The following is a 20,745-nucleotide window of genomic DNA, read 5'->3' as shown; positions in this document are numbered from 1 at the left end:
AAATCGGTGACCCTCACTATGAGGATTGTTTTGGCGCAAATAAGGCATTGAGAACAGTTCTGGGTTCGTAGTTCGCCGCTGCGCAGCAGAGTACCGCCCGGCCTTGTCGGGCAGCCGGACAGCTCCTTTAGAGCGGGGAGTTGCCTTACCTCTTTCCCCTCGTGGCATCTGTCCTTTTGAGATAGCTTTTGTGACAAGAGCAACGCTCTGACATAAAAATCAAAAGGGAGTATCAACATGTCTATCCTCAAGCGTGGCCTGAAGGGCGCACCTGTAAAGCGGTTGCAGGCGAAACTTGGCGTCACCGCCGACGGCGATTTTGGGCCGGGGACAGAAAAGGCGCTCAAGGAGTGGCAGTCTGCCAATGGTCTGGCAGCCGACGGTGTCGCTGGTCCAGATACGTTTACCGCTATGGGTCTGCTTGAGCTGGTGCTGTTGCGCAAAGGGTCGCGCGGCGCGCAGGTGAAGAAACTCCAAGAGGGTCTTGGCATTGCCGCCGATGGCATCTTTGGTGCGGGGACAGCGGCGAAGGTCGCGGAATTCCAGGCGGCCAACGGTTTGGACGCTGACGGCATGGCCGGGCCTGCGACCTTGGCGAAGATGGACACCTTTGCTGAAATCACGCCTGCTGTGGTCGAAAAGGCGGCTGTGCAGCCTGACGAAGAGCACTTTGAAGAAGAAGCACTGCCCGAAATTGAAGGCACCGATGTAGCCACCGCCAGCGAAGAGCCCGCGCCAAAAGGCGTTTGGGGCAAGATGAAAGGCTGGTTCAGCTAGGCCGATAGAGCCGTCTGACCCAAATTTCGAGAATAAGCCCCTGCCGAGAGATCGGTTGGGGCTTTTGCCTTAGGTTAGGTTTGTGCAGCGATCCGATGTCCCGACAACTCCTTGTGTTAACCGTATTTCAGCCCGATTCCACTCATATCGCGGGCGACGGATACAACAACGGAATTTTGGAAATGATCAAGACAGCAGTTGCCGCACTTTGCTTGTCCCTTGGCCTGACATCTACAGCGATGGCGCAATCGGCAAGTAATAGTATTTTCTATTTTGGAGGCGGCGTGAATAACGACGGCGCGACCGAGGAGACCGATGATACGCCTTTCGTCATCGGGTTCATGGGCTCACCTGCCAATAGCAACGCGCTCTTTGGCGTTGATATCGCGGCGGAAGGCGAAATGCTTGATTCAACATTCGGCACGGATTCCGTCCGTCAGGCGTTTTCATTCAACGCGCTGGTGGGTGCCAATCTGTCCAATTCCGGCCAGATGCGCACCGATGCCGCGCTGATCCTTGGCATGAGAGAAAGCTTCTCTGATTGCCCGGATTCCTTCATCGGGTTCCAATGCTACGCCGATGAGCCACCTGAAACGGATTATGAGTTCAACTATGGTGCTTTGCTGACGATGTCCGTGAATAACATCACTTTTGGTGTGCGCGCGACTGAGGTGAGCACCCAAGCGGTCATTGGCTTTAGCTTTTGATTGCGAAGTAGCGTCGGGGCAGGCCCCAACCTACGCACGAAAAGACGCCGCTTTTACCGCCCTCTGTACCACTGGCTTTGTGTGCGGAAAAGCGGCGTACGCACGGCCAATGCGACGCTTGCGTAGACCACAAAACCCAAGGGATCGCGTAGAAAAAGCGCCAGCTTCTCTTTCAGGTCAGGGTTTGTGCGCTCCATCCGAGCAGACAGATCGGGCCAGCGTTCACGGATTTCTTTCAGTCCTTCGTCCTGCCGTCTGCGAACCCGCACCAGATTCACAAAGCCTTCCGTGATAGGCCAGGAATAGGTCGCTGGCACGCCGCGCATTTCCTCTGGTGCGAAGTTATTGCGGACGAATGTGTCATCGGCAATCACTTGCGGAAATGCCTGCCAGCGCGCCCGGCCCGCCGCATTCACCCCGAAGACCCCGCAGCCGGGCACGCCTGTGGCCATAAAGGGCAGCTTTTCCCAGAAACGCGCGTAGCGTTCGGAAATGAAGTTTCGTGCGCGGCGGATTTGCGGTCGTCCTCCTGCATAGGTGGGCTCAGGCCGATCCAGTGCCTCGGCAAGCTGCGCGATCAGTGGCGGCGTGACATGAACATCCGCGTCAATGTAAACTCTGAGCGGGAAAAGGATGGCGTCCTCGCTGGCGTTGAGTGCATTCACCTTTCCGCCTTCGACGAGGTCCAAAACGTCAAGCGTCCAACCTTTAGCCGCAAAGGCCGCGGTCCTCGCGCTTGCTTCGGCCACCGTGCCGTCTGTGCACCCATTGGCCACGACGACAACCTGTATCGGTCCTCCTTCGGGGGCATCTGACGCAAGCAGCAGGTCAAGGCAGGGCCCGATGTAGCCTTCTTCGTTGTTGGCGGGCACGATCACGGAAATCATGCGCGCAACCTGACTGGCAGCAGGCGCTTGCGCGCAACGCCAAGGCAGCGCCGCACCGCACGCAGCGGCGGCACGCGTCCGCGCAATGCATTTTGAAGAGACGTCTGATCCATCGCGCCTTCCAGGCAGTTGCGTGGGCGCACAAAGCGACCCGCGTCAGCCAGTCCGCGATCACTAGTATAAAGTGCGTCGAATTTAAGACCGCGAAGATCCTGGATCGTTTGTCTGTTATACAGACCGAACGGCGCGGCCGCTGTTTGAATAGGATATCCTGCCAGTTCGGCCAGACGTGCGCGTGCCGCGACAAATTCACGGTGACGCCCCGCCTCATCCAGTTCACGCCAGTCAACATGCGCATGCCCATGCAGACCAATGGCGTGTCCTGCTTTGGCTAGCGTCCCGACATCCTCGCTTGTCAACGATCCGGGCGTATCCAACCTTTGCGTCAGCACAAAGAACGTCGCCGTCAGGCTGCGTGCCGCAAGTTCCGGCATGGCGATACTGATGTCAGATGCATTGCCATCATCAAAGGTGATCATTGGTGCGTCGTCACCCATCAGGGCAATCTGATCCAAAGTGCGGCGAAAGAGGTCCTTTGACAGCCAGAACGCGTCCTCGCCAGCCTCCAGCGCGCGCTGCGGCGCGCCGATCCCATGCAGGATGATAACGGAGTGGTTGGCCGCATCCTTCATTTTGCTGTCGTGGGGCTGCATCGGAAAATCATTTTCAAAAGTACAAGTTAAAGGCAGGCAAAAAAGTCAGAGTGTGCCACTTCGAAAGACCCTAGCGGCCCGCAGGGAACGGATCAAGCGTAGGCCATAGATCGCCAATAGGTGCGGTACGGCAGGCGGGCGTCGTGCAGACTCAGATGACATGACATCTATTTGCAAATTCTGGTCATGATCCGCCGTGCCCTTTTTTGAAGACACACCGGGATCACGCCGACAAAGCCTAGCCCCAGCTGTAGTTGAAACTCACCGATATCCGCTCTTCCTCAGCCATGTTCATCGGCACCTCGTGCCGCAGCCAGCTTTCCCAAAGCAGCACGTCGCCGACTTCCGGTTTCGCGTAGTAGAACGTCCGCAACTCGTCCCGCGCGTCTTTCACCCGCGTGGGGGCCGCCATCATCATGGCCAGTCGGGGGTCTTCGAACTTGATCGCGCTCGCCCCGTCGGGCATGGCGACGTAGGTCGTGCCGCTGATCACCGAATGGGGGTGGATGTGGCCGGTGTGGATGCCGCCTTCGGGCAGGATATTGATCCAGATGTCTTCGAGTTGCAGTGTCGTGTCGCCAAGGTCGAAAGCCAAGTCTTCGGCAAAACCCGCGACATGGGCGTCGAGGACGGTGACGAGATCTTTGAAGATCGGGAAGCGCCAGGGTAGGTCGCTGAGCGACGCGTAGGAGGTGTAGCCCGGAAAGCCGTTCTGCTCGCACCAGTCCTGCCCCGCCTCATCGTCATCTGCGATGACAAGGCAAGAGTTTTCAAGCTCGGACGGGTCGATGGGCGCGCCATGGGCGGAAAGCTTGGCGTGGTAGAGGCGGGTCGCGAAGAGGGATTTGATTTGGGTCATGAGAGTGTCTTAACGAATGCCGTCCGACAGGGCGAGTGTAACCTGTGAAGTGGCTCAGGTCGCGGTGTCGGATTTGCTAATCCGTGCTTTGAACCACGCGCAAAGTTCTTCAAATGTGATTTGATTGTCCGCGACGGAGACAACGAGATCATCAATGGGTGCGTCATCGGCGATTGAGAGGTGGAAACCACTACGCTCAATCAGTATTTCCACCAAGAGCCATGCCGTACGCTTATTTCCATCCGTAAAGCCATGATTGCCCACGACACTATGCAAAATTGCTGCCGCTTTGCGATGGATCGGACGATGATATCCTGAGTATGCACGTGCCACGGCCGACTCGATGAGATGCAGGCTCGTCACGCCTTCTCGCCCACCGTACGTCAAAGCTTCATCATGCGCGGTGAAGGCGTCTGCCAGCGTAATGCGGTAGTGACGCCTACCTATCCGCCAAACGCTTCAGCGCAGCACTGCGCTTTGAGGAAGCCTCCTTCACAGTCGTTACCGTGGTCTTGCGTGCAACATGTTTACCTGTGCTCGTGTGTACCTCTACGAAACGCCCCGTCTTTGCGTCACGTTTGATTTGTCCACCCTTAACGGAAGTTGTTTTGACAGCGGTTGACATCGTGGCTCCTGAAATCCTTCTACCGTGACTTCTAATATATGTGGTGATCTGTGCACAGTGTTAAAAGGATGTATGCGTTTAGGCCGTGAAAACACGAAGTGCGGTGGATTAACCCCCTTGCCACACCCCTTTAACCCCCCTATACGGCCCACTTCTACCCCCACTCCATCGGGAATCGGGTGACGTGTTTCACGGCCCGCCGATGATGTTGACAAAGGAATATGGCATGAACGCCAATGAACTGCGGGATAAAACGCCCGATCAGCTCCGTGAAGAGCTGGTGAACCTGAAAAAAGAGAGCTTCAATCTGCGCTTTCAGCAGGCCACTGGTCAGCTTGAAAACACAGCAGGCATTCGTGCGGCCCGCCGCAACGCTGCCAAAGTGAAGACAATCCTGAACGAAAAGGCCGCAGCGGCCGCGTCGGACGCCCCGTCCGCGAATGAAAAGTCGGAGGCTTAATCTATGCCTAAGCGTATCCTAGCCGGGGTTGTCACAAGCAACCAAAATGCCCAGACCGTCACCGTGTCGGTTGAGCGTCGTTACAAGCACCCGCTGCTTCAGAAAACTATTCGTAAGTCGAAGAAATATCGCGCTCACGATGAACAGAACGCATTCAACGTTGGTGACCAGGTCCGTATCCAGGAATGTGCACCAAAGTCGAAAACGAAACGCTGGGAGGTTATTGCCAGCTGATTGGGGCTGCTTATCAAGCCTGACGGCTTTCTTCGCGAAGAAGGAACCGAAGGGACTGATGAGCGATCTGTCGATAGGTAGTAACACCCCATTAATCGAAACCCTGGGCCCCCGGACAGAAATCGGGACTTGCCCATAGGTCGGAAGGAAACCAAATGATCCAGATGCAGACCAATCTGGATGTTGCTGACAACAGCGGCGCACGCCGTGTTCAGTGCATCAAGGTTCTGGGTGGTTCTCACCGTCGTTACGCCAGTGTTGGAGACATCATTGTCGTTTCGGTCAAAGAGGCCATTCCACGCGGTCGCGTAAAGAAAGGTGACGTCCGTAAGGCCGTTGTCGTACGCACCGCCAAAGAAGTTCGCCGCGACGATGGCACAGCCATCCGTTTTGATAGCAACGCTGCTGTCATCCTCAACAACAACAACGAGCCAATGGGTACACGTATCTTTGGACCAGTTGTTCGCGAGCTGCGCGCAAAGAACTTCATGAAAATCATCTCGCTTGCTCCGGAGGTGCTGTAATGGCTGCGAAACTCCGTAAAGGTGACAATGTCGTCGTTCTGACTGGCAAGGACAAAGGCAAGACTGGCGCGATTTCCAGCATTGACCCGAAATCCGGCAAAGCCATCGTGGACGGTCTGAACATTGCGATCCGTCACACAAAGCAATCTCAGGCAACACAGGGTGGCCGCACGCCAAAGGCGATGCCGATCCAACTGTCCAACCTGGCAATCGTTGACAAGAATGGCAAAGCAACCCGCGTCGGCTTCCGCATGGATGGCGACAACAAGGTGCGTTTCGCCAAGACAACAGGGGATGCAATCTAATGCTTGATACTGCAAACTATACCCCCCGTCTCAAGGACCTCTATGCATCGACCGTTCGCGCGGCGATGAAAGAAGAGTTCGGCTACAAAAACGACATGCAGATCCCACGTTTGGACAAAATCGTTCTGAACATCGGTTGTGGTGCAGAAGCTGTCCGTGACAGCAAAAAAGCAAAATCCGCACAGGAAGATCTGACAACGATTGCCGGTCAGAAGGCCATGACAACACGCGCCAAGAAATCCATCGCTGGTTTCCGCGTTCGTGAAGACATGCCTTTGGGTGCCAAGGTCACATTGCGTGGCGATAAGATGTACGAATTCCTCGACCGTCTGATCACCGTTGCAATGCCTCGTATCCGTGATTTCCGCGGCGTATCTGGCAAATCCTTCGACGGTCGCGGCAACTATGCCACAGGCCTGAAAGAGCACCTGGTGTTCCCCGAGATCAACTTCGACAAGATCGATGAGAACTGGGGCATGGACATCGTCATCTGCACAACAGCGAACACTGACGCTGAAGCAAAGGCACTGTTGAAAGCTTTCAACATGCCGTTCAACAGCTGAGGGGATATTAGATATGGCTAAGAAATCCATGATCGCACGCGAAGTGAAGCGTGAAAAGCTGGTCAAGCAGTATGCCGAAAAGCGTGCCGCCTTGAAGGCAATCATCAACAACAAAGAGATCGCGGTAGAAGAGCGGTTCAAGGCAACACTTGAACTGGCGAAATTGCCACGGAACTCTTCTGCAACCCGTTTGCATAACCGTTGCCAGCTGACCGGGCGTCCACACGCCTATTACCGTAAACTCAAGATCAGCCGGATCGCGCTGCGGGACCTTGGTTCCAATGGCGAAATCCCCGGCATGGTCAAGTCAAGCTGGTAAGGAGCACATATTATGAACGATCCTATCGGTGATATGCTCACACGTATCCGCAACGGCCAGATGCGCGGCAAGGCAGTGGTGGAAACACCTGCGTCCAAGCTTCGTGGTTGGGTTCTGGACGTGCTTTCCGACGAAGGCTACATCCGCGGATATGAGAAGAAGGACGGCAAAGATGGCCATCCTGCTTTCTCGATCGAGCTGAAGTATTACGAGGGTGACCCAGTCATTCGCGAAGTGAAGCGGGTTTCAAAGCCTGGCCGTCGCGTTTACCTGGGCTCCAATGACATCCCATCCGTCCGTCAGGGCCTGGGTGTGTCGATTGTCTCCACCTCACAAGGTGTGATGTCGGATGCAAAAGCACGCAGCGCCAATATCGGCGGCGAAGTGCTCTGCACTGTATTCTAAGGGGATATCATGTCTCGTATTGGTAAAAAACCGGTTGAGCTGCCATCAGGCGTTACCGCCTCTGTGTCAGGTCAAACCGTTGAAATGAAGGGCCCTAAGGGGACCCGGACTTTCAAAGCCACCGACGACGTCACCATCACAGTTGATGGCAACGTTGTTACTGTAGAACCACGCGGCAAATCCAAGCGTGCGCGCCAGCAGTGGGGCATGAGCCGCACAATGGTTGCAAACTTGGCCACCGGCGTATCCGAAGGCTTCAAGAAAGAGCTTGAGCTGTCGGGTGTTGGTTACCGTGCACAGATGCAGGGCAATGTCCTGAAACTGTCATTGGGCTACAGCCACGATGTTAACTTTGAAGTGCCTGAGGGTGTCACTGTGACATCCGCAAAGCCAACAGAAATTCTTGTCGAAGGTATCGACGAGCAGCAGGTTGGACAGGTTGCGGCGAATATTCGCGCTTGGCGTAAGCCCGAGCCCTATAAGGGCAAAGGGATTAAGTACAAAGGCGAATACATCTTCCGCAAAGAAGGCAAGAAGAAGTAAGGAACGCGACAATGGCAAACAGCAAAAGAACACTGTTTCTGAAGCGCCGCATGCGCGTTCGGAACAAACTGCGGGGTGTTACAGCCAACCAAGGGCGTGCGCGTCTTTCGGTTCACCGCTCAAACAAGAACATCAGCGTCCAGCTGATCGACGACGTCAACGGCGTGACACTCGCGTCCGCTTCGTCGCTCGAAAAGGATCTGGGCGTGGTCGGCAAGAACAACATCGAAGCTGCTTCCAAAGTGGGCACTGCAATTGCAGAGCGCGCAAAGAAGGCGGGTGTTGAGGTTGCTTTCTTCGACCGTGGTGGTTTCCTCTTTCACGGCAAGATCAAGGCTTTGGCCGATGCGGCCCGTGAAGGTGGTTTGAAGATCTAATGGTGGGGGTGGGTTTCACCCACCCTACCAACAACCTGTAGGGTGGGTAAAACCCACGCTCGATGATCCGGGGGCTTCATACCCACCGCGATTGGACAACGCCTTCGGGCAGGAAAACAAAGGACGCCACTATGGCAGAACGTGATAACAACCGGGGCGGCAATCGCCGTAACCGTGACGAAACACCAGAGTTTGCAGACCGTCTGGTCGCGATCAACCGTGTTTCCAAGACAGTCAAAGGCGGTAAGCGCTTTGGTTTCGCAGCGCTCGTCGTTGTTGGCGACCAAAAAGGCCGCGTTGGTTTTGGTAAGGGTAAAGCCAAGGAAGTTCCTGAGGCGATCCGCAAAGCCACTGAGCAAGCCAAGCGTCAGATGATCCGCGTTGCACTGCGCGACGGGCGGACCCTACACCACGACATCGAGGGCCGTCACGGCGCTGGTAAAGTGGTTATGCGTACAGCCCCAGTTGGTACCGGTATCATCGCCGGTGGTCCAATGCGTGCCGTGTTTGAAATGTTGGGTGTACAGGATGTTGTGTCCAAGTCCATCGGTTCCCAGAACCCCTACAACATGATCCGCGCCACGATGAATGGCCTGACCAAAGAGCAATCACCCCGCAACGTCGCACAGCGTCGTGGCAAAAAGGTGGCTGATATTCTGCCTAAGCGTGACGAGGCCCCAGCGGCCGAAGCACCTGCTGAAGCTGACGCGTAAGGAGACCTGACAGATGGCTAAAACAATCGTCGTCAAGCAGATCGGCTCCCCGATCCGCCGCCCCGCCAAACAGCGTGCCACGCTGATCGGCTTGGGCCTGAACAAGATGAACCGTACACGCGAGCTGGAAGACACACCATCCGTGCGCGGCATGGTGAATTCGATCAGCCACATGGTCGAGATCATCGAAGAAAAAGGGTAGTTCAGGGTAAGGTGGATCATGATCCACCTTACGGTTTGGAATGAAAGCGCCTCGCAGGGAACTGCGGGGCGTTTTTCGATTGAGGCGGTTAGGTTTCTTCTGCAAGCAACGTCCGCTATGAGCCCAAAGTCCCTGATGCTGCAGAGTGCGCGAACGGCAGTTATCTGCTCGGCTTGCTCCTATCATAGTGTAGTTTTTTGCTTCTAAAGGCAGCTCTCCAGTCTAACTATCGGCCTCCGCGTCTGTTATTATTTGATTATGATTGAGAGCACTCGACCCGTCGTTGAAAGACTATTGAGAGGTATTTCGACGGACCATGTTGAAACCGTTCGAGATGCGTGGCGAGAAATTCTGAAAGAAGGCGACACCTCAGTTAGCCAAATTAAAAAAAAGTTGGATTCACCTGCCTGGGCTGAGAACCCCCGCGGACCACTGGCCAAGTACTTTGGTGTATTGCTGTCCATTCTTGATGAACTGGACCCATCTGCTTTTGAAGAAGAAGTCGAGAGGCTTCGAAAGACAAAGTTGCATCCCATGCATATTAAAACGTTGGATATTCTGTCGCGACGCATTCTCGAAGAACCTGCAACTCATGTTATTGGCCAAATACCTGTATTTGTTGCCTCTGACATAGCTGATCGCTCTGTGGTCGTCAGAAATATCGAGATTTGGAGCAAGACGCAGGGTCTATCGCTAGGCAACGTGACCCGTGTGGATGTTATCGCGCGCCGGCCAGAACTCGATTATCTGGGGCTGTATAACTTGTTCTTCTCCGGGATCATTTTGACTTGGCCCGCCAACAAAGTCAGCGGTGTGAAGCTTTGGTGGTTGCGTCTGGATGCAGAATTCACATTCTATCATGAAGTCGGGCATCACGTATCGAGGCATATAGAGGGTGGACAAGTGGCTGAACAGGAAAGGGAAGCAGACGAATACGCCCGTTCAATGATGCGCAACTCGAGGCCGGTCTTAACGTTGATTGGTAGAACGCTACTTTGGCCGCTTAGGCTCTTGTTAAAGCGCTTGATTGCGTCGTCACGTCGCGCCAGAGCCGATTAAGAACGCCCATGCAGACATTCGGAGCACAGCAATGGACGGCAGCTTCGTCCGCATAGCTGATATTGAGTTTGAGGACGCTATCTGACTTATCCAACTGATCGCCCGGCTTGCCCGGGCAGCGGCCGACCTCCCCCAGGAGGCCGCTTTTGCGACGTCTCAACTTGAACTGACATTTGCAACTTTGGCGATACTGTGCGTCAAACAAACCTTCCAAGGCCTCCAGGTCGGCCGCTGCCCTCTATTTCGCCAATCCTTAACGCGGCATTAATCCGTCCCACCGCGCGCCCGGTTAACCATGCGAAATCTGTATATCTGTACGTACAGGTTCTGTACGCTTTGCATACGTCATCTGTACGCGCTCAACCCCTGTTTTCATGGCCTTTAACCACAAATGCCGCACAACGCGGCGAATTCAGCACATTGCCCCACCGCAGGTTGCGTCCCCCCACTTGATCCACTCCGCGCATCCGTCTATACGCCCCCAGTCGGACATCAAAAATCCGACTCAGATGAAACGCCGTGTTTGGCCGCTCCCGTCGCTGGGGGCCAATTCCGGCAAGAGGAGAAGCGACATGAAACTGAATGAATTATCCGATAATCCCGGTGCAACCACCCGCAAAACGCGCGTTGGCCGTGGTGCAGGTTCCGGCAAGGGTAAGACCGGTGGCCGTGGTATCAAAGGTCAGAAATCACGCTCCGGTGTAGCCATCAAAGGCTATGAGGGCGGCCAGATGCCACTTTACCAGCGTCTGCCAAAGCGTGGCTTCAACAAGCCGAACCGCAAGACATTTGCTGTCATCAACCTTGGTCTGATCCAGAAATTCATCGACGAAGGCAAGATCGACGTCAAAGCAGACATCACCGAAGATGCGTTGATCGCGTCCGGTCTGGTGCGTCGCAAAAAGGACGGTATCCGCGTTCTTGCCAAGGGCGATTTCAAAGCCAAAGCAAAAATCACAGTCACAGGTGCGTCCAAGGGCGCTGTTGAAGCTGTCGAAAAAGCGGGCGGTTCACTGACTGTCACAACACCGGCAGCGGCTGAGTAAGACCTTGTGAGCGGCGCACCCGTCGCTTACATAACTCTTCATGTTTTCCCAAACGCCGCGAACCGGGGAACGGTTTTGCGGCGTTTCTTATAAAAAGAGACCCATATGGCTTCTGCAGCAGAGCAAATGGCAGCCAACGTCAGTTGGAGCGCCTTCGGCAAAGCAACTGAACTGCGCCAGCGGATCATGTTCACGCTTGGTTTGTTGATCATCTACCGCCTTGGTACGTTTATTCCTGTACCTGGTATTGATGGCGCTGCGCTGGCACAGTTTATGGAAGACGCCCAATCGGGCATCGGCGGTATCCTGTCGATGTTCACTGGCGGTGCGCTGTCGCGGATGGCGATCTTTACCCTTGGTATTATGCCTTACATCTCTGCCTCCATTGTGATGCAGCTGCTGGGGTCTATGTGGGAGCCGCTGAAGAACCTTAAAAAAGAGGGTGAGCAAGGGCGGCGCAAGCTGAACCAGTATACCCGTTATGGTACTGTCGTTCTGGCCACGGCGCAGTCTTACGGCCTCGCGCTCAGCCTTGAAGCGGGTGGCTTGGCCGCTGATCCGGGTTTGTTTTTCCAAGCATCCACCGTGATTACCATCGTGGGTGGCTGTATGTTCCTGATGTGGCTTGGTGAGCAGATCACCGCCCGCGGTATCGGCAACGGTATCTCGCTGATCATCTTTGTCGGCATCATTGCTGAGATTCCAGCCGCCTTGGCACAGTTCCTGTCACAAGGCCGGTCCGGTGCGATCAGCCCGCTGGTGATCGTCGGCATCATTCTGATGTTGATCGTAGTGTTGACCTTTGTGGTGTTCATGGAACGCAGCCTGCGCAAGATCCATATTCAATACCCGCGCCAGCAGCGTGGTATGAAGGTCTATGATGGCTCTACCAGCCACCTGCCGATCAAGGTGAACCCGGCTGGCGTTATCCCTGCGATCTTTGCGTCAGCTTTGCTGTTGCTGCCGACGACGATCAGCACGTTTAATGGGGGCTCCTCCGGGCCGCTGATGTCGACGATCCTCGCGCTGTTTGGTCCCGGTCAGCCACTTTATCTGATTTTCTTTGGCGGCATGATCATCTTTTTCACGTATTTCTACACCCGTGAAGTCGCCTTCAAGACTGAAGATGTTGCCGAGAACCTTAAGAACCAGAACGGCTTTGTCCCCGGTATTCGCCCCGGCAAGAAAACCGAAGAATATCTGGATTACGTGGTGACACGTATTCTGGTGCTGGGTTCTGGTTATCTGGCTTTGGTCGCCTTGCTGCCCGAGATTATCCGGGCAGAGCTGGCCATTCCGTTCTACTTTGGCGGTACGTCGATCCTGATTATTGTGTCGGTTGGTATGGACACCATCCAACAAATCCAGTCTCATCTGGTGGCACATCAATACGAAGGCCTGATTGAGAAGTCTCAACTGCGTGGCAAGCGTAATGGAAAACGTAAAGGGCCATCGCGTCGATGAATATCATACTGCTGGGACCGCCGGGGGCGGGTAAGGGGACACAGGCACGCAAGCTTGTGGATGAACGCAACATGGTGCAACTCAGCACCGGTGATATGCTGCGGGCGGCCCGGACCAGTGGGACAGAGATGGGCAAGAAGGTCGCGGCTGTGATGGATCGCGGTGATCTTGTGACTGATGAGATCGTGATTGGCCTGATCCGCGAACAGCTGGAAAGCGATCAAGGCGGCGGTGGATACATCTTTGATGGTTTCCCCCGGACATTGGCACAAGCGGATGCGCTGGGTCGCTTGCTGGTTGATATGGGCGAGAACCTGGATTGCGTGATTGAGATGCAGGTCGATGATGACGCGTTGGTTGCCCGCATTACGGCGCGCGCGACATGCGGCGATTGTGGTGAGGTTTACAACGACCTGACAAAGCCGATCCCAGCGGATCAGAAGTGCACCAACTGTGGGTCTTCCAATTTCCAGCGCCGCGCGGACGACAATGAAGACAGCCTTCGGACCCGGTTGTTGGCCTATTACAAACAGACCAGCCCATTGATTGGCTACTACTATGCCAAGGGCGATTTGAAGTCCGTCAATGGTTTGGCCAGCATGGATGACGTCGCCGACAGTATCTCAGAGGCTTTGGCGTAGAGCGCACAATTTTCGCCGAAAATTGTTCTGTACAGAAGGATTTTCCAGAAAATCCTTTGCGCCGCGTTGGGTGGCTTGACCATGCCTCAAATGCCCCCTAAACAGCGCCATCCTGCAAAGGAATCAATTTGTGGTTAAGGGTCGCCCCCTGACATCACAGAACACCTCGATATGACGCAGCCCGGCGCCCTTCAAAGGTCCGGGCTTCCGTTGTGAAAAAAGGGTCTGGAATGACGGACCCGCAACGAAAAGGAATTGCACACGTGGCACGTATTGCCGGCGTAAACATCCCGACTGCAAAGCGGGTACCAATCGCCCTCACTTACATCACCGGTATTGGCAACGCCAAAGCCGAAGAAATCTGCGAAGCGGTCAAGATCGACCGCGCGCGTCGTGTTAACCAGCTCTCTGATGCAGAAGTGCTGTCGATCCGTGAATACATCGACGCCAACCTGACTGTTGAAGGTGACCTGCGTCGCGACACACAGATGAACATCAAGCGCCTGATGGACCTTGGTTGCTACCGTGGCCTGCGCCACCGTCGTAACCTTCCTGTCCGTGGTCAGCGTACATCCACAAACGCGCGTACACGCAAGGGCCCTGCAAAGGCCATTGCTGGTAAGAAGAAATAAGGGAGGCTTGATCAATGGCACGTGATACAAAACGCACCAAAAAGAAGGTTTCCAAGAACATCGCAGCTGGTGTTGCGCATGTGAACTCTTCTTTCAACAACACGAAAATCCTGATCTCTGACGTGCAGGGCAACGCGATCGCATGGTCGTCCGCTGGCACCATGGGTTTCAAGGGTTCGCGGAAATCCACACCTTATGCGGCCCAGATGGCTGCAGAGGATGCGGGCAAGAAAGCACAAGACCACGGCGTGAAAACGCTGGAAGTCGAAGTGCAGGGCCCCGGTTCCGGTCGTGAGTCAGCGCTTCGCGCATTGGCCGCTGTTGGGTTCAACATCACATCTATCCGTGACGTGACCCCAATGGCCCACAACGGTTGCCGCCCCCCAAAGCGCCGCCGCGTCTAATTACACCCAAACGCCTTGGGGTCATGCTTTTTGCATGGCCCCAATCCGTCATTTTAACCTCGGGCGTTTGCCTTTTTGGACATGAAGGCAGACTAGTATGGAGGGACATATGATCCACAAAAACTGGGCTGAGTTGATTAAGCCAACTCAATTGGAAGTTAAGCCGGGCAACGACCCCGCGCGTCAGGCAACCGTCATTGCAGAACCACTTGAGCGTGGCTTTGGTTTGACACTGGGCAACGCCCTGCGCCGCATTTTGATGTCATCCCTTCAGGGTGCTGCCATCACTGCCGTTCAGATCGACAACGTCCTGCACGAGTTTTCATCCGTGTCTGGTGTACGTGAAGACGTCACCGACATCGTGTTGAACCTCAAAGGTGTTGCGATCCGTATGGAAGTTGAAGGCCCCAAGCGTTTGTCCGTTCAGGCCAAGGGCCCGGGCGTTGTGACAGCCGCCGATATCAGCGAGACGGCGGGTATCGAGGTTCTCAACAAGGACCACGTGATCTGTCACCTTGATGATGGTGCAGACCTGTACATGGAACTGACCGTCAACACCGGTAAGGGCTATGTTGCGGCCGACAAGAACAAGCCAGAAGATGCACCGATCGGCATGATGTCCGTCGATGCAATCTACTCGCCTGTCAAGAAAGTCAGCTATGACGTGCAGCCGACCCGTGAAGGTCAGGTGCTGGATTATGACAAGCTGACCATGAAGGTTGAAACCGATGGGTCGCTGACACCTGATGATGCGGTCGCTTATGCTGCCCGCATCCTGCAGGATCAACTGTCCATCTTCGTCAACTTTGATGAGCCTGAGTCCGCAACTGCAGGTCAGGATGACGACGGTCTAGAGTTCAACCCGCTTCTACTCAAGAAAGTGGACGAGCTGGAACTGTCTGTCCGTTCGGCAAACTGCCTCAAGAACGACAACATCGTCTACATCGGCGATCTGATCCAGAAGACCGAAGCAGAAATGCTGCGCACCCCAAACTTTGGCCGCAAGTCTTTGAACGAGATCAAAGAAGTGCTGTCGGGCATGGGTCTGCACCTTGGCATGGACGTCGAGGACTGGCCACCAGACAACATCGAAGATCTGGCGAAGAAGTTCGAAGACCAGTTTTAAAACGTAAGGTGGGTTTAAACCCACCTTACACCAAATGCCCGTCTGTATACGGGGAAAACCTTGGGCAATCCCGCCCCACTAACGGAGCCAGCGACACGCATCGCATAGGCCCATCCTAATACAAAATGGAGACTATCACATGCGTCACGCAAGAGGTTACCGCCGCCTAAACCGCACACATGAGCACCGCAAAGCGCTGTTCGCGAACATGGCAGGCTCGCTCATTGAACATGAGCAGATCAAAACAACATTGCCAAAGGCCAAAGAATTGCGCCGGATCGTTGAAAAGCTTGTCACATTGGGCAAGCGCGGCGACGACCACGCCCGCCGTCAGGCCAACGCGCAGCTGAAGCAGGCAATGCACGCACAGAAATTGTTCGACGTCATTGGTCCCCGCTACAAAGAGCGTCAGGGCGGCTATGTCCGCATTATCAAAGCGGGCTTCCGCTACGGTGATATGGCGCCGATGGCGATCATCGAATTCGTCGACCGCGACGTCGACGCCAAAGGCGCGGCTGACAAGGCGCGCTTGACCGAGTATGAGGCTGTGGAAGAGTAAATCTTTCAGCAGCGCAAAGAATTGAGCCCCTCGTTGACTGCAGCGGGGGGCTTTTTCTTTGGGGCTTATGATGGGTTGCTCAAAGGTTGTGACTGTCGCAACCTTAATGCGAGAGGAAAGAAATCTGATGTCAGTTTTGGACGCGATCCCAGACCGTATTGAAAGCCCCTCCGCTTGGATCGGGGCTGAGATGGCGGCCAATCCGGACCGCTGGCTGGTTGATCTGACGCCCGATGTGTTGGTCGACCTGCATCAGGCGGCGACCCATTTTCTTAGCCTCGGGAAAGCCATTGGTGAAATCACCGCTGCCGACTTCCCGCTGCCCGTTTTTGCCTCGCATTTGGCAAAGCTTCGGACACAGCTGATCCATGGCACCGGAGTAGAGGTTCTACGCGGCTTGGATGTGATCAATACATCCCGCGAAATGGCCGCGACGATTTTCTGCGGCATCGGTGCGCATCTTGGCAGTGCCCGGTCACAGAATGCTGCGGGCCATATTTTGGGCCATGTACGTGATACCGGGGCAGACGCTGCCGATACGAACACTCGGATTTATCAAACATCGCAACGCCAGACTTTCCACACAGATAGCGCTGATGCCGTTGGCTTGATTTGCCTGCAAGATGCGCAAGAAGGCGGGCTGTCGCTGCTGGTCAGTGCCGTTTCGATCTACAACCGCATGCGGGCCCAACGCCCTGATTTGCTTGCGCTGCTCTTTGATCCAATCGCAACTGACAGGCGCGGTGAGGTGCCAGAAGGTGCAAAGCCTTACATGGAAATACCGCCGCTCAGCTGGCACGATGGCAAGCTCACGGTGTTTTATCAGCGTCAGTACATCGACAGTGCGCAGCGGTTTGAGGGGGCGCTAAAGTTGACGCCAGCGCATGTAGAAGCGCTGGATATGTTTGATGCGCTGGCCAATGATCCAGAATTGCACTTTGGGATGCGTTTGCAGCCGGGCGATATGCAGTTTGTCTATAATCATTCTCAATTGCATGACCGCACAGGATTTGTGGATTGGCCTGATCCTGACAAACGCCGCCATTTGCTGCGCCTGTGGCTATCATTACCTGGGGACCGCGTGTTGCCGGGCAGTTTCAAGCAACGCTATGGGTCGATTGAGATTGGCAACCGGGGTGGTATTGTGACGGCGCAGACCAAACTGCACGCCCCATTGGATTGACCACTTGGCCGACCTTTTTGACAGCACACCGACAGATACACCCGCAGGCCCGCGCCCGCTGGCGGACCGACTGCGCCCAAAAACTTTGGCCGAAGTCATTGGCCAGCAACAAGTGTTGGGCGCGGATGCGCCGTTGGGCACGATGTTGGCCTCTGGCTCGCTTTCGTCCCTGATCTTTTGGGGTCCACCCGGTGTAGGCAAGACGACCATCGCGCGGTTGCTGGCCGACGAGACCGATCTGCATTTTGTCCAGATCAGCGCGATTTTTACGGGTGTTCCCGATCTGCGCAAGGTGTTCGAAGCCGCCAAGATGCGTCGTCAGAACGGCAAAGGCACACTGCTTTTCGTGGATGAAATCCACCGCTTTAACAAAGCGCAGCAGGACGGGTTTCTGCCTTATATGGAGGACGGCACGATCCTGCTGGTCGGGGCCACGACCGAGAACCCAAGCTTTGAGTTGAATGCGGCTGTGTTGAGCCGCTCTCAGGTGTTTATCCTCACCCGGCTGGACCTCAAGGATCTCGAATTGCTGGCGCAGCGGGCTGAGAAAGAGCTGGGCAAACCGCTTCCTCTGGATGGTTCCGCGCGTGAAGCGCTGCTGGGGATGGCTGATGGCGATGGTCGGGCGCTGTTGAACTTGATTGAACAGATCGCGGCTTGGAAAACCGATGCCAAGCTAACGGTCGATGACCTGACAAAGCGATTGATGAAGCGTGCAGTGAAATACGACAAGTCGGGTGATGAGCATTACAAACTGATCAGCGCCTTGCATAAATCTGTGCGCGGGTCTGATCCTGATGCGGCCTTGTACTGGTTCGCGCGTATGCTTGCGGGCGGTGAAGACCCTCGTTTTCTGGCCCGCCGTATCACGCGCATGGCGGTTGAGGATATCGGGTTGGCCGATCCACAGGCACAGGCGGTGTGTTTGCAGTCTTGGGAGACGTATGAGCGCTTGGGGTCGCCTGAGGGTGAATTGGCACTGGCGCAGGCGGTGACTTACCTTGCGCTCGCGCCGAAATCGAACGCGACGTATGTGGCCTATAAGGGTGCCGTTGCGGCGGCCAAGCAGACAGGGTCAGAGCCGCCGCCAGCGCATATTCTGAACGCGCCGACGACGCTGATGAAAGAGCAAGGGTTTGGCGCAGGCTATAACTATGACCATGACGCCGAGGACGGGTTCAGCGGCCAAAACTACTTCCCCGAGACGATGAAGCGCGGCGTCTATTACATCCCCGTTGATCGTGGGTTTGAGCGCGAGTTGAAAAAGCGCGTTGATTTCTTTGCGGGCCTGCGTGCCAAGCGTGGCAAGAATTGACAATCCCGCAGCGAACCGCCACAGCACCCGCATGATGACACCTGTAATCTCTGTTGCCCTTGGCGGGGCTTTGGGCGCTGTGCTGCGTTACCTTGTCGGGCTGGCCGTGGCTTTCCCGATAGGCACGCTCGCGGTCAATGTCATCGGGTCTTTCGCCATAGGCTTGCTTTGGGTCTTGCTGGCAGCGCGCGGATTGCAGCATTGGCTGCCCTTCGTGATGACTGGTCTGCTGGGTGGGTTCACGACCTTTTCGGCCTTTTCGCTGGACACGCTGCGCCTGGTCGAGGCGGGCCGCATCACGGCGGCGGGCGGCTATGTTATGGCCTCTGTTGTCCTCTCAATTCTCGCATGTGCCGCAGGTTTGTGGCTAGCCAAAGGAATGACACCATGAGCGGCGTGCAAACACGGGTGATCGGCCCTGATGATGGCGACCAGCGACTTGATCGCTATCTGCGCCGGTTGTTCCCGCATCTGACCCAAGGACGCATCGAAAAGATGTGCCGCAAGGGTGAGGTGCGCGTGGATGGCGGCCGCGTGAAATCGAACTCTCGCGTTGAGGTCGGTCAGAAGGTCCGTATTCCACCATTACCGACCGAGGAAGAGGCCGCCGCAGCGGCGTCGCTGGCCAAACATGGTGTCACCAAGGCAGACGCCAAGCTGATCCAGTCCTGTGTGATTTACAAAGACGACCATATCATCGCGATCAACAAGCCACATGGTTTGGCGACGCAGGGGGGGACGAATACCATCCGCCATGTGGATGGTCTCGCTGAGGCGTTGATGTTTGATTACGACGAAAAGCCGCGCTTGGTACATCGTCTTGATAAGGATACCTCAGGTGTTTTGCTGCTGGCCCGCACCCGCATGATGGCAAAGCAGTTGACCGAGAACCTCAAACACCGTGAGACGCGCAAGATTTATTGGGCGGCTGTCGCGGGTGTCCCGCATCCGCGTGCAGGGACCATCAAATACGGCTTGGTCAAGGCCCCCGGCCATGGTCGTGGCGGCGAGAATGAAAAGATGCGCTGTGTGCATCCGCGCGACCTCGACAGCGTTGAAGGCGCAAAGCGCGCGACCAGCGATTATGCGGTGATGGATACGCTGGCCAGCCGCGCGGCATGGTGCGCGCTGGTCCCGATTACAGGCCGCACCCACCAGTTGCGCGCGCATATGGCCGAGATCGGGCATCCGATTGTCGGTGATGGCAAATACGGTGGCTCTGGTCAGGAAAACCTTGGCGATGGCTGGGGTGCCGGCATGGGCAGCGAGATTGGCCGCAAGCTGCATCTGCATGCTCGCAGCCTGACGATTGAGCATCCGGCCACGGGGGCGACATTGCATCTGACAGCCCCGTTGCCAGAGCATATGCAGAATACATGGGATTTCGTGGGCTGGGTTGTGGGCCACGCCCCTGTTGATCCGTTCAATATGCCCGATGAGTGACTTGCGGCTAGTGATCTTTGACGTGGACGGCACGCTCGTCGACAGTCAGGCCGAGATTATGGCGGCGATGACTTTGGCGTTTCAATCTGAAGGCTTGGATTTGCCCAACCGGACGACCGTTTTGTCGATTGTGGGTCTGTCACTGGCCGAGGCGTTTCATGCGCTGTGTCCTGACGCGGATGCGGCGCAGCGCGCGCGGTTGGTTGAGGCTTACAAGGCGTCTTTCATGCAGTTGCGCACGGACAATCGGGAAATGGGTCCGCTTTTCCCCGGCGCGCAGGATGCTTTGGATATCTTGCGCGCACAGGACAACACCTTGTTGGCTGTTGCGACAGGCAAGTCCCGGCGCGGGCTGGATAAGGTGCTGGAACGGCATGGGCTGACGGGTGTGTTTCATTCCGAACAGGTGGCGGATCATCATCCGTCGAAGCCGAACCCTTCGATGATCCTGACGGCGTTGAATGAAACGGGTGTCGCGCCACAACGGTCCGTCATGTTGGGCGATACGACCTTTGATATGGATATGGCGCGTGCGGCGGGGATCAAGAAAATCGGGGTGACGTGGGGCTATCACGCCGCCGAGGCCCTGCAAGCTGATGCGATGATTGAGGATTTTGCGGCGCTCGCGGGTGCTGTCGACCAGTTGATAGGGTCTTGAGC

30 protein-coding genes are annotated in these 20,745 nt (G+C 55.8%); 26 read left to right on the top strand and 4 right to left on the bottom strand.

Translation table 11 applies throughout. The annotated features are described in order from the left end of the window. Nucleotides 1-237 precede the first annotated feature (237 nt). Together MWU60_RS14615 and MWU60_RS14610 are read left to right on the top strand one after the other, a co-directional pair. Nucleotides 238-777: a peptidoglycan-binding protein gene (locus tag MWU60_RS14615; RefSeq protein ID WP_247228129.1), complete on the top strand. Its 540-nt coding sequence runs from the start codon at nucleotides 238-240 to the stop codon at nucleotides 775-777. A gap of 182 nt (nucleotides 778-959) precedes the next feature. Next, a complete protein-coding gene (locus tag MWU60_RS14610) occupies nucleotides 960-1,484 on the top strand; it encodes a hypothetical protein (RefSeq protein WP_247228128.1) in 525 nt (174 codons plus the stop codon). 53 nt (nucleotides 1,485-1,537) lie between these two features. Here MWU60_RS14610 and MWU60_RS14605 read toward each other — a convergent pair whose 3' ends face one another. The 4 genes from MWU60_RS14605 to MWU60_RS14590 form a co-directional block, all read right to left on the bottom strand. Then, on the bottom strand, nucleotides 1,538-2,371 hold the full coding sequence (locus MWU60_RS14605) for a glycosyltransferase (RefSeq protein ID WP_247228127.1): 834 nt from the start codon (nucleotides 2,369-2,371) through the stop codon (nucleotides 1,538-1,540). Further along, entirely contained in the window at nucleotides 2,368-3,084 is a 717-nt protein-coding gene (locus tag MWU60_RS14600; protein WP_247228126.1) for a polysaccharide deacetylase family protein, read from the bottom strand. Before MWU60_RS14600 ends, MWU60_RS14605 begins: the two co-directional genes overlap by 4 nt. A gap of 238 nt (nucleotides 3,085-3,322) precedes the next feature. After that, nucleotides 3,323-3,943: a TIGR02466 family protein gene (locus MWU60_RS14595; RefSeq protein WP_247228125.1), complete on the bottom strand. Its 621-nt coding sequence runs from the start codon at nucleotides 3,941-3,943 to the stop codon at nucleotides 3,323-3,325. Nucleotides 3,944-3,997: 54 nt separating this feature from the next. Then, nucleotides 3,998-4,306 carry a type II toxin-antitoxin system death-on-curing family toxin gene (locus MWU60_RS14590; RefSeq protein WP_348644696.1) on the bottom strand — a complete coding sequence of 103 codons (309 nt, stop codon included), beginning with the start codon at nucleotides 4,304-4,306 and terminating at the stop codon, nucleotides 3,998-4,000. Between the two features lie 488 nt (nucleotides 4,307-4,794). On the opposite strand from MWU60_RS14590, the gene rpmC reads away from it, so the two are divergent. From rpmC to MWU60_RS14470, 24 genes are all read left to right on the top strand, one after another. Continuing rightward, the gene (rpmC, locus tag MWU60_RS14585; protein ID WP_247228123.1) at nucleotides 4,795-5,028 is read left to right on the top strand and encodes a 50S ribosomal protein L29; all 234 of its coding nucleotides are present in this window, start codon (nucleotides 4,795-4,797) and stop codon (nucleotides 5,026-5,028) included. A 3-nt stretch (nucleotides 5,029-5,031) separates the two neighbouring features. Further along, nucleotides 5,032-5,262 carry a 30S ribosomal protein S17 gene (rpsQ, locus tag MWU60_RS14580; protein ID WP_008236497.1) on the top strand — a complete coding sequence of 77 codons (231 nt, stop codon included), beginning with the start codon at nucleotides 5,032-5,034 and terminating at the stop codon, nucleotides 5,260-5,262. 155 nt (nucleotides 5,263-5,417) lie between these two features. Then, entirely contained in the window at nucleotides 5,418-5,786 is a 369-nt protein-coding gene (rplN, locus tag MWU60_RS14575; protein WP_247228122.1) for a 50S ribosomal protein L14, read from the top strand. Then, nucleotides 5,786-6,091, top strand: coding sequence for a 50S ribosomal protein L24 (rplX, locus tag MWU60_RS14570; RefSeq protein ID WP_247228121.1), 306 nt, complete (start codon nucleotides 5,786-5,788; stop codon nucleotides 6,089-6,091). The genes rplN and rplX overlap by 1 nt, the downstream gene beginning before the upstream one ends. Next, nucleotides 6,091-6,654 carry a 50S ribosomal protein L5 gene (gene rplE, locus MWU60_RS14565; protein ID WP_247228120.1) on the top strand — a complete coding sequence of 188 codons (564 nt, stop codon included), beginning with the start codon at nucleotides 6,091-6,093 and terminating at the stop codon, nucleotides 6,652-6,654. The genes rplX and rplE overlap by 1 nt, the downstream gene beginning before the upstream one ends. 13 nt (nucleotides 6,655-6,667) lie before the next feature. Continuing rightward, nucleotides 6,668-6,973 (top strand): 30S ribosomal protein S14, encoded by a 306-nt coding sequence (rpsN, locus tag MWU60_RS14560; protein ID WP_055295584.1) that lies wholly within the window; start codon nucleotides 6,668-6,670, stop codon nucleotides 6,971-6,973. 12 nt (nucleotides 6,974-6,985) lie between these two features. Further along, nucleotides 6,986-7,378 (top strand): 30S ribosomal protein S8, encoded by a 393-nt coding sequence (gene rpsH, locus MWU60_RS14555; RefSeq protein ID WP_247228119.1) that lies wholly within the window; start codon nucleotides 6,986-6,988, stop codon nucleotides 7,376-7,378. Between the two features lie 9 nt (nucleotides 7,379-7,387). Then, a complete protein-coding gene (gene rplF / locus MWU60_RS14550; RefSeq protein ID WP_247228118.1) occupies nucleotides 7,388-7,921 on the top strand; it encodes a 50S ribosomal protein L6 in 534 nt (177 codons plus the stop codon). 11 nt (nucleotides 7,922-7,932) lie between these two features. Continuing rightward, the gene (gene rplR / locus MWU60_RS14545) at nucleotides 7,933-8,298 is read left to right on the top strand and encodes a 50S ribosomal protein L18 (protein WP_247228117.1); all 366 of its coding nucleotides are present in this window, start codon (nucleotides 7,933-7,935) and stop codon (nucleotides 8,296-8,298) included. Between the two features lie 131 nt (nucleotides 8,299-8,429). Then, the gene (rpsE, locus tag MWU60_RS14540; RefSeq protein ID WP_247228116.1) at nucleotides 8,430-9,011 is read left to right on the top strand and encodes a 30S ribosomal protein S5; all 582 of its coding nucleotides are present in this window, start codon (nucleotides 8,430-8,432) and stop codon (nucleotides 9,009-9,011) included. A gap of 13 nt (nucleotides 9,012-9,024) precedes the next feature. Beyond that, nucleotides 9,025-9,213: a 50S ribosomal protein L30 gene (rpmD, locus tag MWU60_RS14535; RefSeq protein ID WP_247228115.1), complete on the top strand. Its 189-nt coding sequence runs from the start codon at nucleotides 9,025-9,027 to the stop codon at nucleotides 9,211-9,213. A 294-nt stretch (nucleotides 9,214-9,507) separates the two neighbouring features. After that, nucleotides 9,508-10,272 (top strand): hypothetical protein, encoded by a 765-nt coding sequence (locus MWU60_RS14530; RefSeq protein ID WP_247228114.1) that lies wholly within the window; start codon nucleotides 9,508-9,510, stop codon nucleotides 10,270-10,272. A gap of 572 nt (nucleotides 10,273-10,844) precedes the next feature. Next, entirely contained in the window at nucleotides 10,845-11,318 is a 474-nt protein-coding gene (rplO, locus tag MWU60_RS14525; RefSeq protein ID WP_247228113.1) for a 50S ribosomal protein L15, read from the top strand. Between the two features lie 105 nt (nucleotides 11,319-11,423). Then, nucleotides 11,424-12,782 carry a preprotein translocase subunit SecY gene (secY, locus tag MWU60_RS14520; protein ID WP_247228112.1) on the top strand — a complete coding sequence of 453 codons (1,359 nt, stop codon included), beginning with the start codon at nucleotides 11,424-11,426 and terminating at the stop codon, nucleotides 12,780-12,782. Next, entirely contained in the window at nucleotides 12,779-13,423 is a 645-nt protein-coding gene (locus MWU60_RS14515) for an adenylate kinase (protein WP_247228111.1), read from the top strand. Before secY ends, MWU60_RS14515 begins: the two co-directional genes overlap by 4 nt. A gap of 263 nt (nucleotides 13,424-13,686) precedes the next feature. Continuing rightward, the gene (rpsM, locus tag MWU60_RS14510) at nucleotides 13,687-14,055 is read left to right on the top strand and encodes a 30S ribosomal protein S13 (RefSeq protein WP_247228110.1); all 369 of its coding nucleotides are present in this window, start codon (nucleotides 13,687-13,689) and stop codon (nucleotides 14,053-14,055) included. A gap of 14 nt (nucleotides 14,056-14,069) precedes the next feature. Further along, complete coding sequence (gene rpsK / locus MWU60_RS14505) at nucleotides 14,070-14,459, top strand: 30S ribosomal protein S11 (protein WP_019953332.1); 390 nt, start codon at nucleotides 14,070-14,072, stop codon at nucleotides 14,457-14,459. Nucleotides 14,460-14,568: 109 nt separating this feature from the next. Beyond that, complete coding sequence (locus MWU60_RS14500) at nucleotides 14,569-15,585, top strand: DNA-directed RNA polymerase subunit alpha (RefSeq protein ID WP_247228109.1); 1,017 nt, start codon at nucleotides 14,569-14,571, stop codon at nucleotides 15,583-15,585. A 139-nt stretch (nucleotides 15,586-15,724) separates the two neighbouring features. Beyond that, nucleotides 15,725-16,144: a 50S ribosomal protein L17 gene (gene rplQ, locus MWU60_RS14495; protein ID WP_247228108.1), complete on the top strand. Its 420-nt coding sequence runs from the start codon at nucleotides 15,725-15,727 to the stop codon at nucleotides 16,142-16,144. Nucleotides 16,145-16,271: 127 nt separating this feature from the next. Then, nucleotides 16,272-17,327, top strand: coding sequence for a TauD/TfdA family dioxygenase (locus MWU60_RS14490; protein ID WP_247228107.1), 1,056 nt, complete (start codon nucleotides 16,272-16,274; stop codon nucleotides 17,325-17,327). 4 nt (nucleotides 17,328-17,331) lie between these two features. Then, nucleotides 17,332-18,642 carry a replication-associated recombination protein A gene (locus MWU60_RS14485; RefSeq protein WP_247228106.1) on the top strand — a complete coding sequence of 437 codons (1,311 nt, stop codon included), beginning with the start codon at nucleotides 17,332-17,334 and terminating at the stop codon, nucleotides 18,640-18,642. A gap of 31 nt (nucleotides 18,643-18,673) precedes the next feature. Continuing rightward, a complete protein-coding gene (gene crcB, locus MWU60_RS14480) occupies nucleotides 18,674-19,033 on the top strand; it encodes a fluoride efflux transporter CrcB (RefSeq protein ID WP_247228105.1) in 360 nt (119 codons plus the stop codon). Next, on the top strand, nucleotides 19,030-20,085 hold the full coding sequence (locus MWU60_RS14475; RefSeq protein ID WP_247228104.1) for an RluA family pseudouridine synthase: 1,056 nt from the start codon (nucleotides 19,030-19,032) through the stop codon (nucleotides 20,083-20,085). Before crcB ends, MWU60_RS14475 begins: the two co-directional genes overlap by 4 nt. Further along, complete coding sequence (locus MWU60_RS14470) at nucleotides 20,078-20,743, top strand: HAD-IA family hydrolase (RefSeq protein WP_247228103.1); 666 nt, start codon at nucleotides 20,078-20,080, stop codon at nucleotides 20,741-20,743. The genes MWU60_RS14475 and MWU60_RS14470 overlap by 8 nt, the downstream gene beginning before the upstream one ends. The last annotated feature ends 2 nt before the right edge of the window (nucleotides 20,744-20,745 follow it).

Source organism: Yoonia sp. F2084L, from assembly GCF_023015625.1.
GTDB lineage: Bacteria > Pseudomonadota > Alphaproteobacteria > Rhodobacterales > Rhodobacteraceae > Yoonia.
The sequence above is the reverse complement of the archived record's forward strand: the minus strand, read 5'-3'. Positions and strand labels throughout refer to the sequence as shown.

Excerpts from the sequence above, each read along its gene's own strand:
- MWU60_RS14615 (WP_247228129.1), top strand. The coding sequence starts at position 238 with ATGTCTATCCTCAAGCGTGGCCTGAAGGGCGCACCTGTAAAGCGGTTG.
- MWU60_RS14610 (WP_247228128.1), top strand. The coding sequence starts at position 960 with ATGATCAAGACAGCAGTTGCCGCACTTTGCTTGTCCCTTGGCCTGACA.
- MWU60_RS14605 (WP_247228127.1), bottom strand. The coding sequence starts at position 2,371 with ATGATTTCCGTGATCGTGCCCGCCAACAACGAAGAAGGCTACATCGGG.
- MWU60_RS14600 (WP_247228126.1), bottom strand. The coding sequence starts at position 3,084 with ATGCAGCCCCACGACAGCAAAATGAAGGATGCGGCCAACCACTCCGTT.
- MWU60_RS14595 (WP_247228125.1), bottom strand. The coding sequence starts at position 3,943 with ATGACCCAAATCAAATCCCTCTTCGCGACCCGCCTCTACCACGCCAAG.
- rpmC (WP_247228123.1), top strand. The coding sequence starts at position 4,795 with ATGAACGCCAATGAACTGCGGGATAAAACGCCCGATCAGCTCCGTGAA.
- rpsQ (WP_008236497.1), top strand. The coding sequence starts at position 5,032 with ATGCCTAAGCGTATCCTAGCCGGGGTTGTCACAAGCAACCAAAATGCC.
- rplN (WP_247228122.1), top strand. The coding sequence starts at position 5,418 with ATGATCCAGATGCAGACCAATCTGGATGTTGCTGACAACAGCGGCGCA.
- rplX (WP_247228121.1), top strand. The coding sequence starts at position 5,786 with ATGGCTGCGAAACTCCGTAAAGGTGACAATGTCGTCGTTCTGACTGGC.
- rplE (WP_247228120.1), top strand. The coding sequence starts at position 6,091 with ATGCTTGATACTGCAAACTATACCCCCCGTCTCAAGGACCTCTATGCA.
- rpsN (WP_055295584.1), top strand. The coding sequence starts at position 6,668 with ATGGCTAAGAAATCCATGATCGCACGCGAAGTGAAGCGTGAAAAGCTG.
- rpsH (WP_247228119.1), top strand. The coding sequence starts at position 6,986 with ATGAACGATCCTATCGGTGATATGCTCACACGTATCCGCAACGGCCAG.
- rplF (WP_247228118.1), top strand. The coding sequence starts at position 7,388 with ATGTCTCGTATTGGTAAAAAACCGGTTGAGCTGCCATCAGGCGTTACC.
- rplR (WP_247228117.1), top strand. The coding sequence starts at position 7,933 with ATGGCAAACAGCAAAAGAACACTGTTTCTGAAGCGCCGCATGCGCGTT.
- rpsE (WP_247228116.1), top strand. The coding sequence starts at position 8,430 with ATGGCAGAACGTGATAACAACCGGGGCGGCAATCGCCGTAACCGTGAC.
- rpmD (WP_247228115.1), top strand. The coding sequence starts at position 9,025 with ATGGCTAAAACAATCGTCGTCAAGCAGATCGGCTCCCCGATCCGCCGC.
- rplO (WP_247228113.1), top strand. The coding sequence starts at position 10,845 with ATGAAACTGAATGAATTATCCGATAATCCCGGTGCAACCACCCGCAAA.
- secY (WP_247228112.1), top strand. The coding sequence starts at position 11,424 with ATGGCTTCTGCAGCAGAGCAAATGGCAGCCAACGTCAGTTGGAGCGCC.
- MWU60_RS14515 (WP_247228111.1), top strand. The coding sequence starts at position 12,779 with ATGAATATCATACTGCTGGGACCGCCGGGGGCGGGTAAGGGGACACAG.
- rpsK (WP_019953332.1), top strand. The coding sequence starts at position 14,070 with ATGGCACGTGATACAAAACGCACCAAAAAGAAGGTTTCCAAGAACATC.
- MWU60_RS14500 (WP_247228109.1), top strand. The coding sequence starts at position 14,569 with ATGATCCACAAAAACTGGGCTGAGTTGATTAAGCCAACTCAATTGGAA.
- rplQ (WP_247228108.1), top strand. The coding sequence starts at position 15,725 with ATGCGTCACGCAAGAGGTTACCGCCGCCTAAACCGCACACATGAGCAC.
- MWU60_RS14490 (WP_247228107.1), top strand. The coding sequence starts at position 16,272 with ATGTCAGTTTTGGACGCGATCCCAGACCGTATTGAAAGCCCCTCCGCT.
- crcB (WP_247228105.1), top strand. The coding sequence starts at position 18,674 with ATGATGACACCTGTAATCTCTGTTGCCCTTGGCGGGGCTTTGGGCGCT.
- MWU60_RS14475 (WP_247228104.1), top strand. The coding sequence starts at position 19,030 with ATGAGCGGCGTGCAAACACGGGTGATCGGCCCTGATGATGGCGACCAG.
- MWU60_RS14470 (WP_247228103.1), top strand. The coding sequence starts at position 20,078 with ATGAGTGACTTGCGGCTAGTGATCTTTGACGTGGACGGCACGCTCGTC.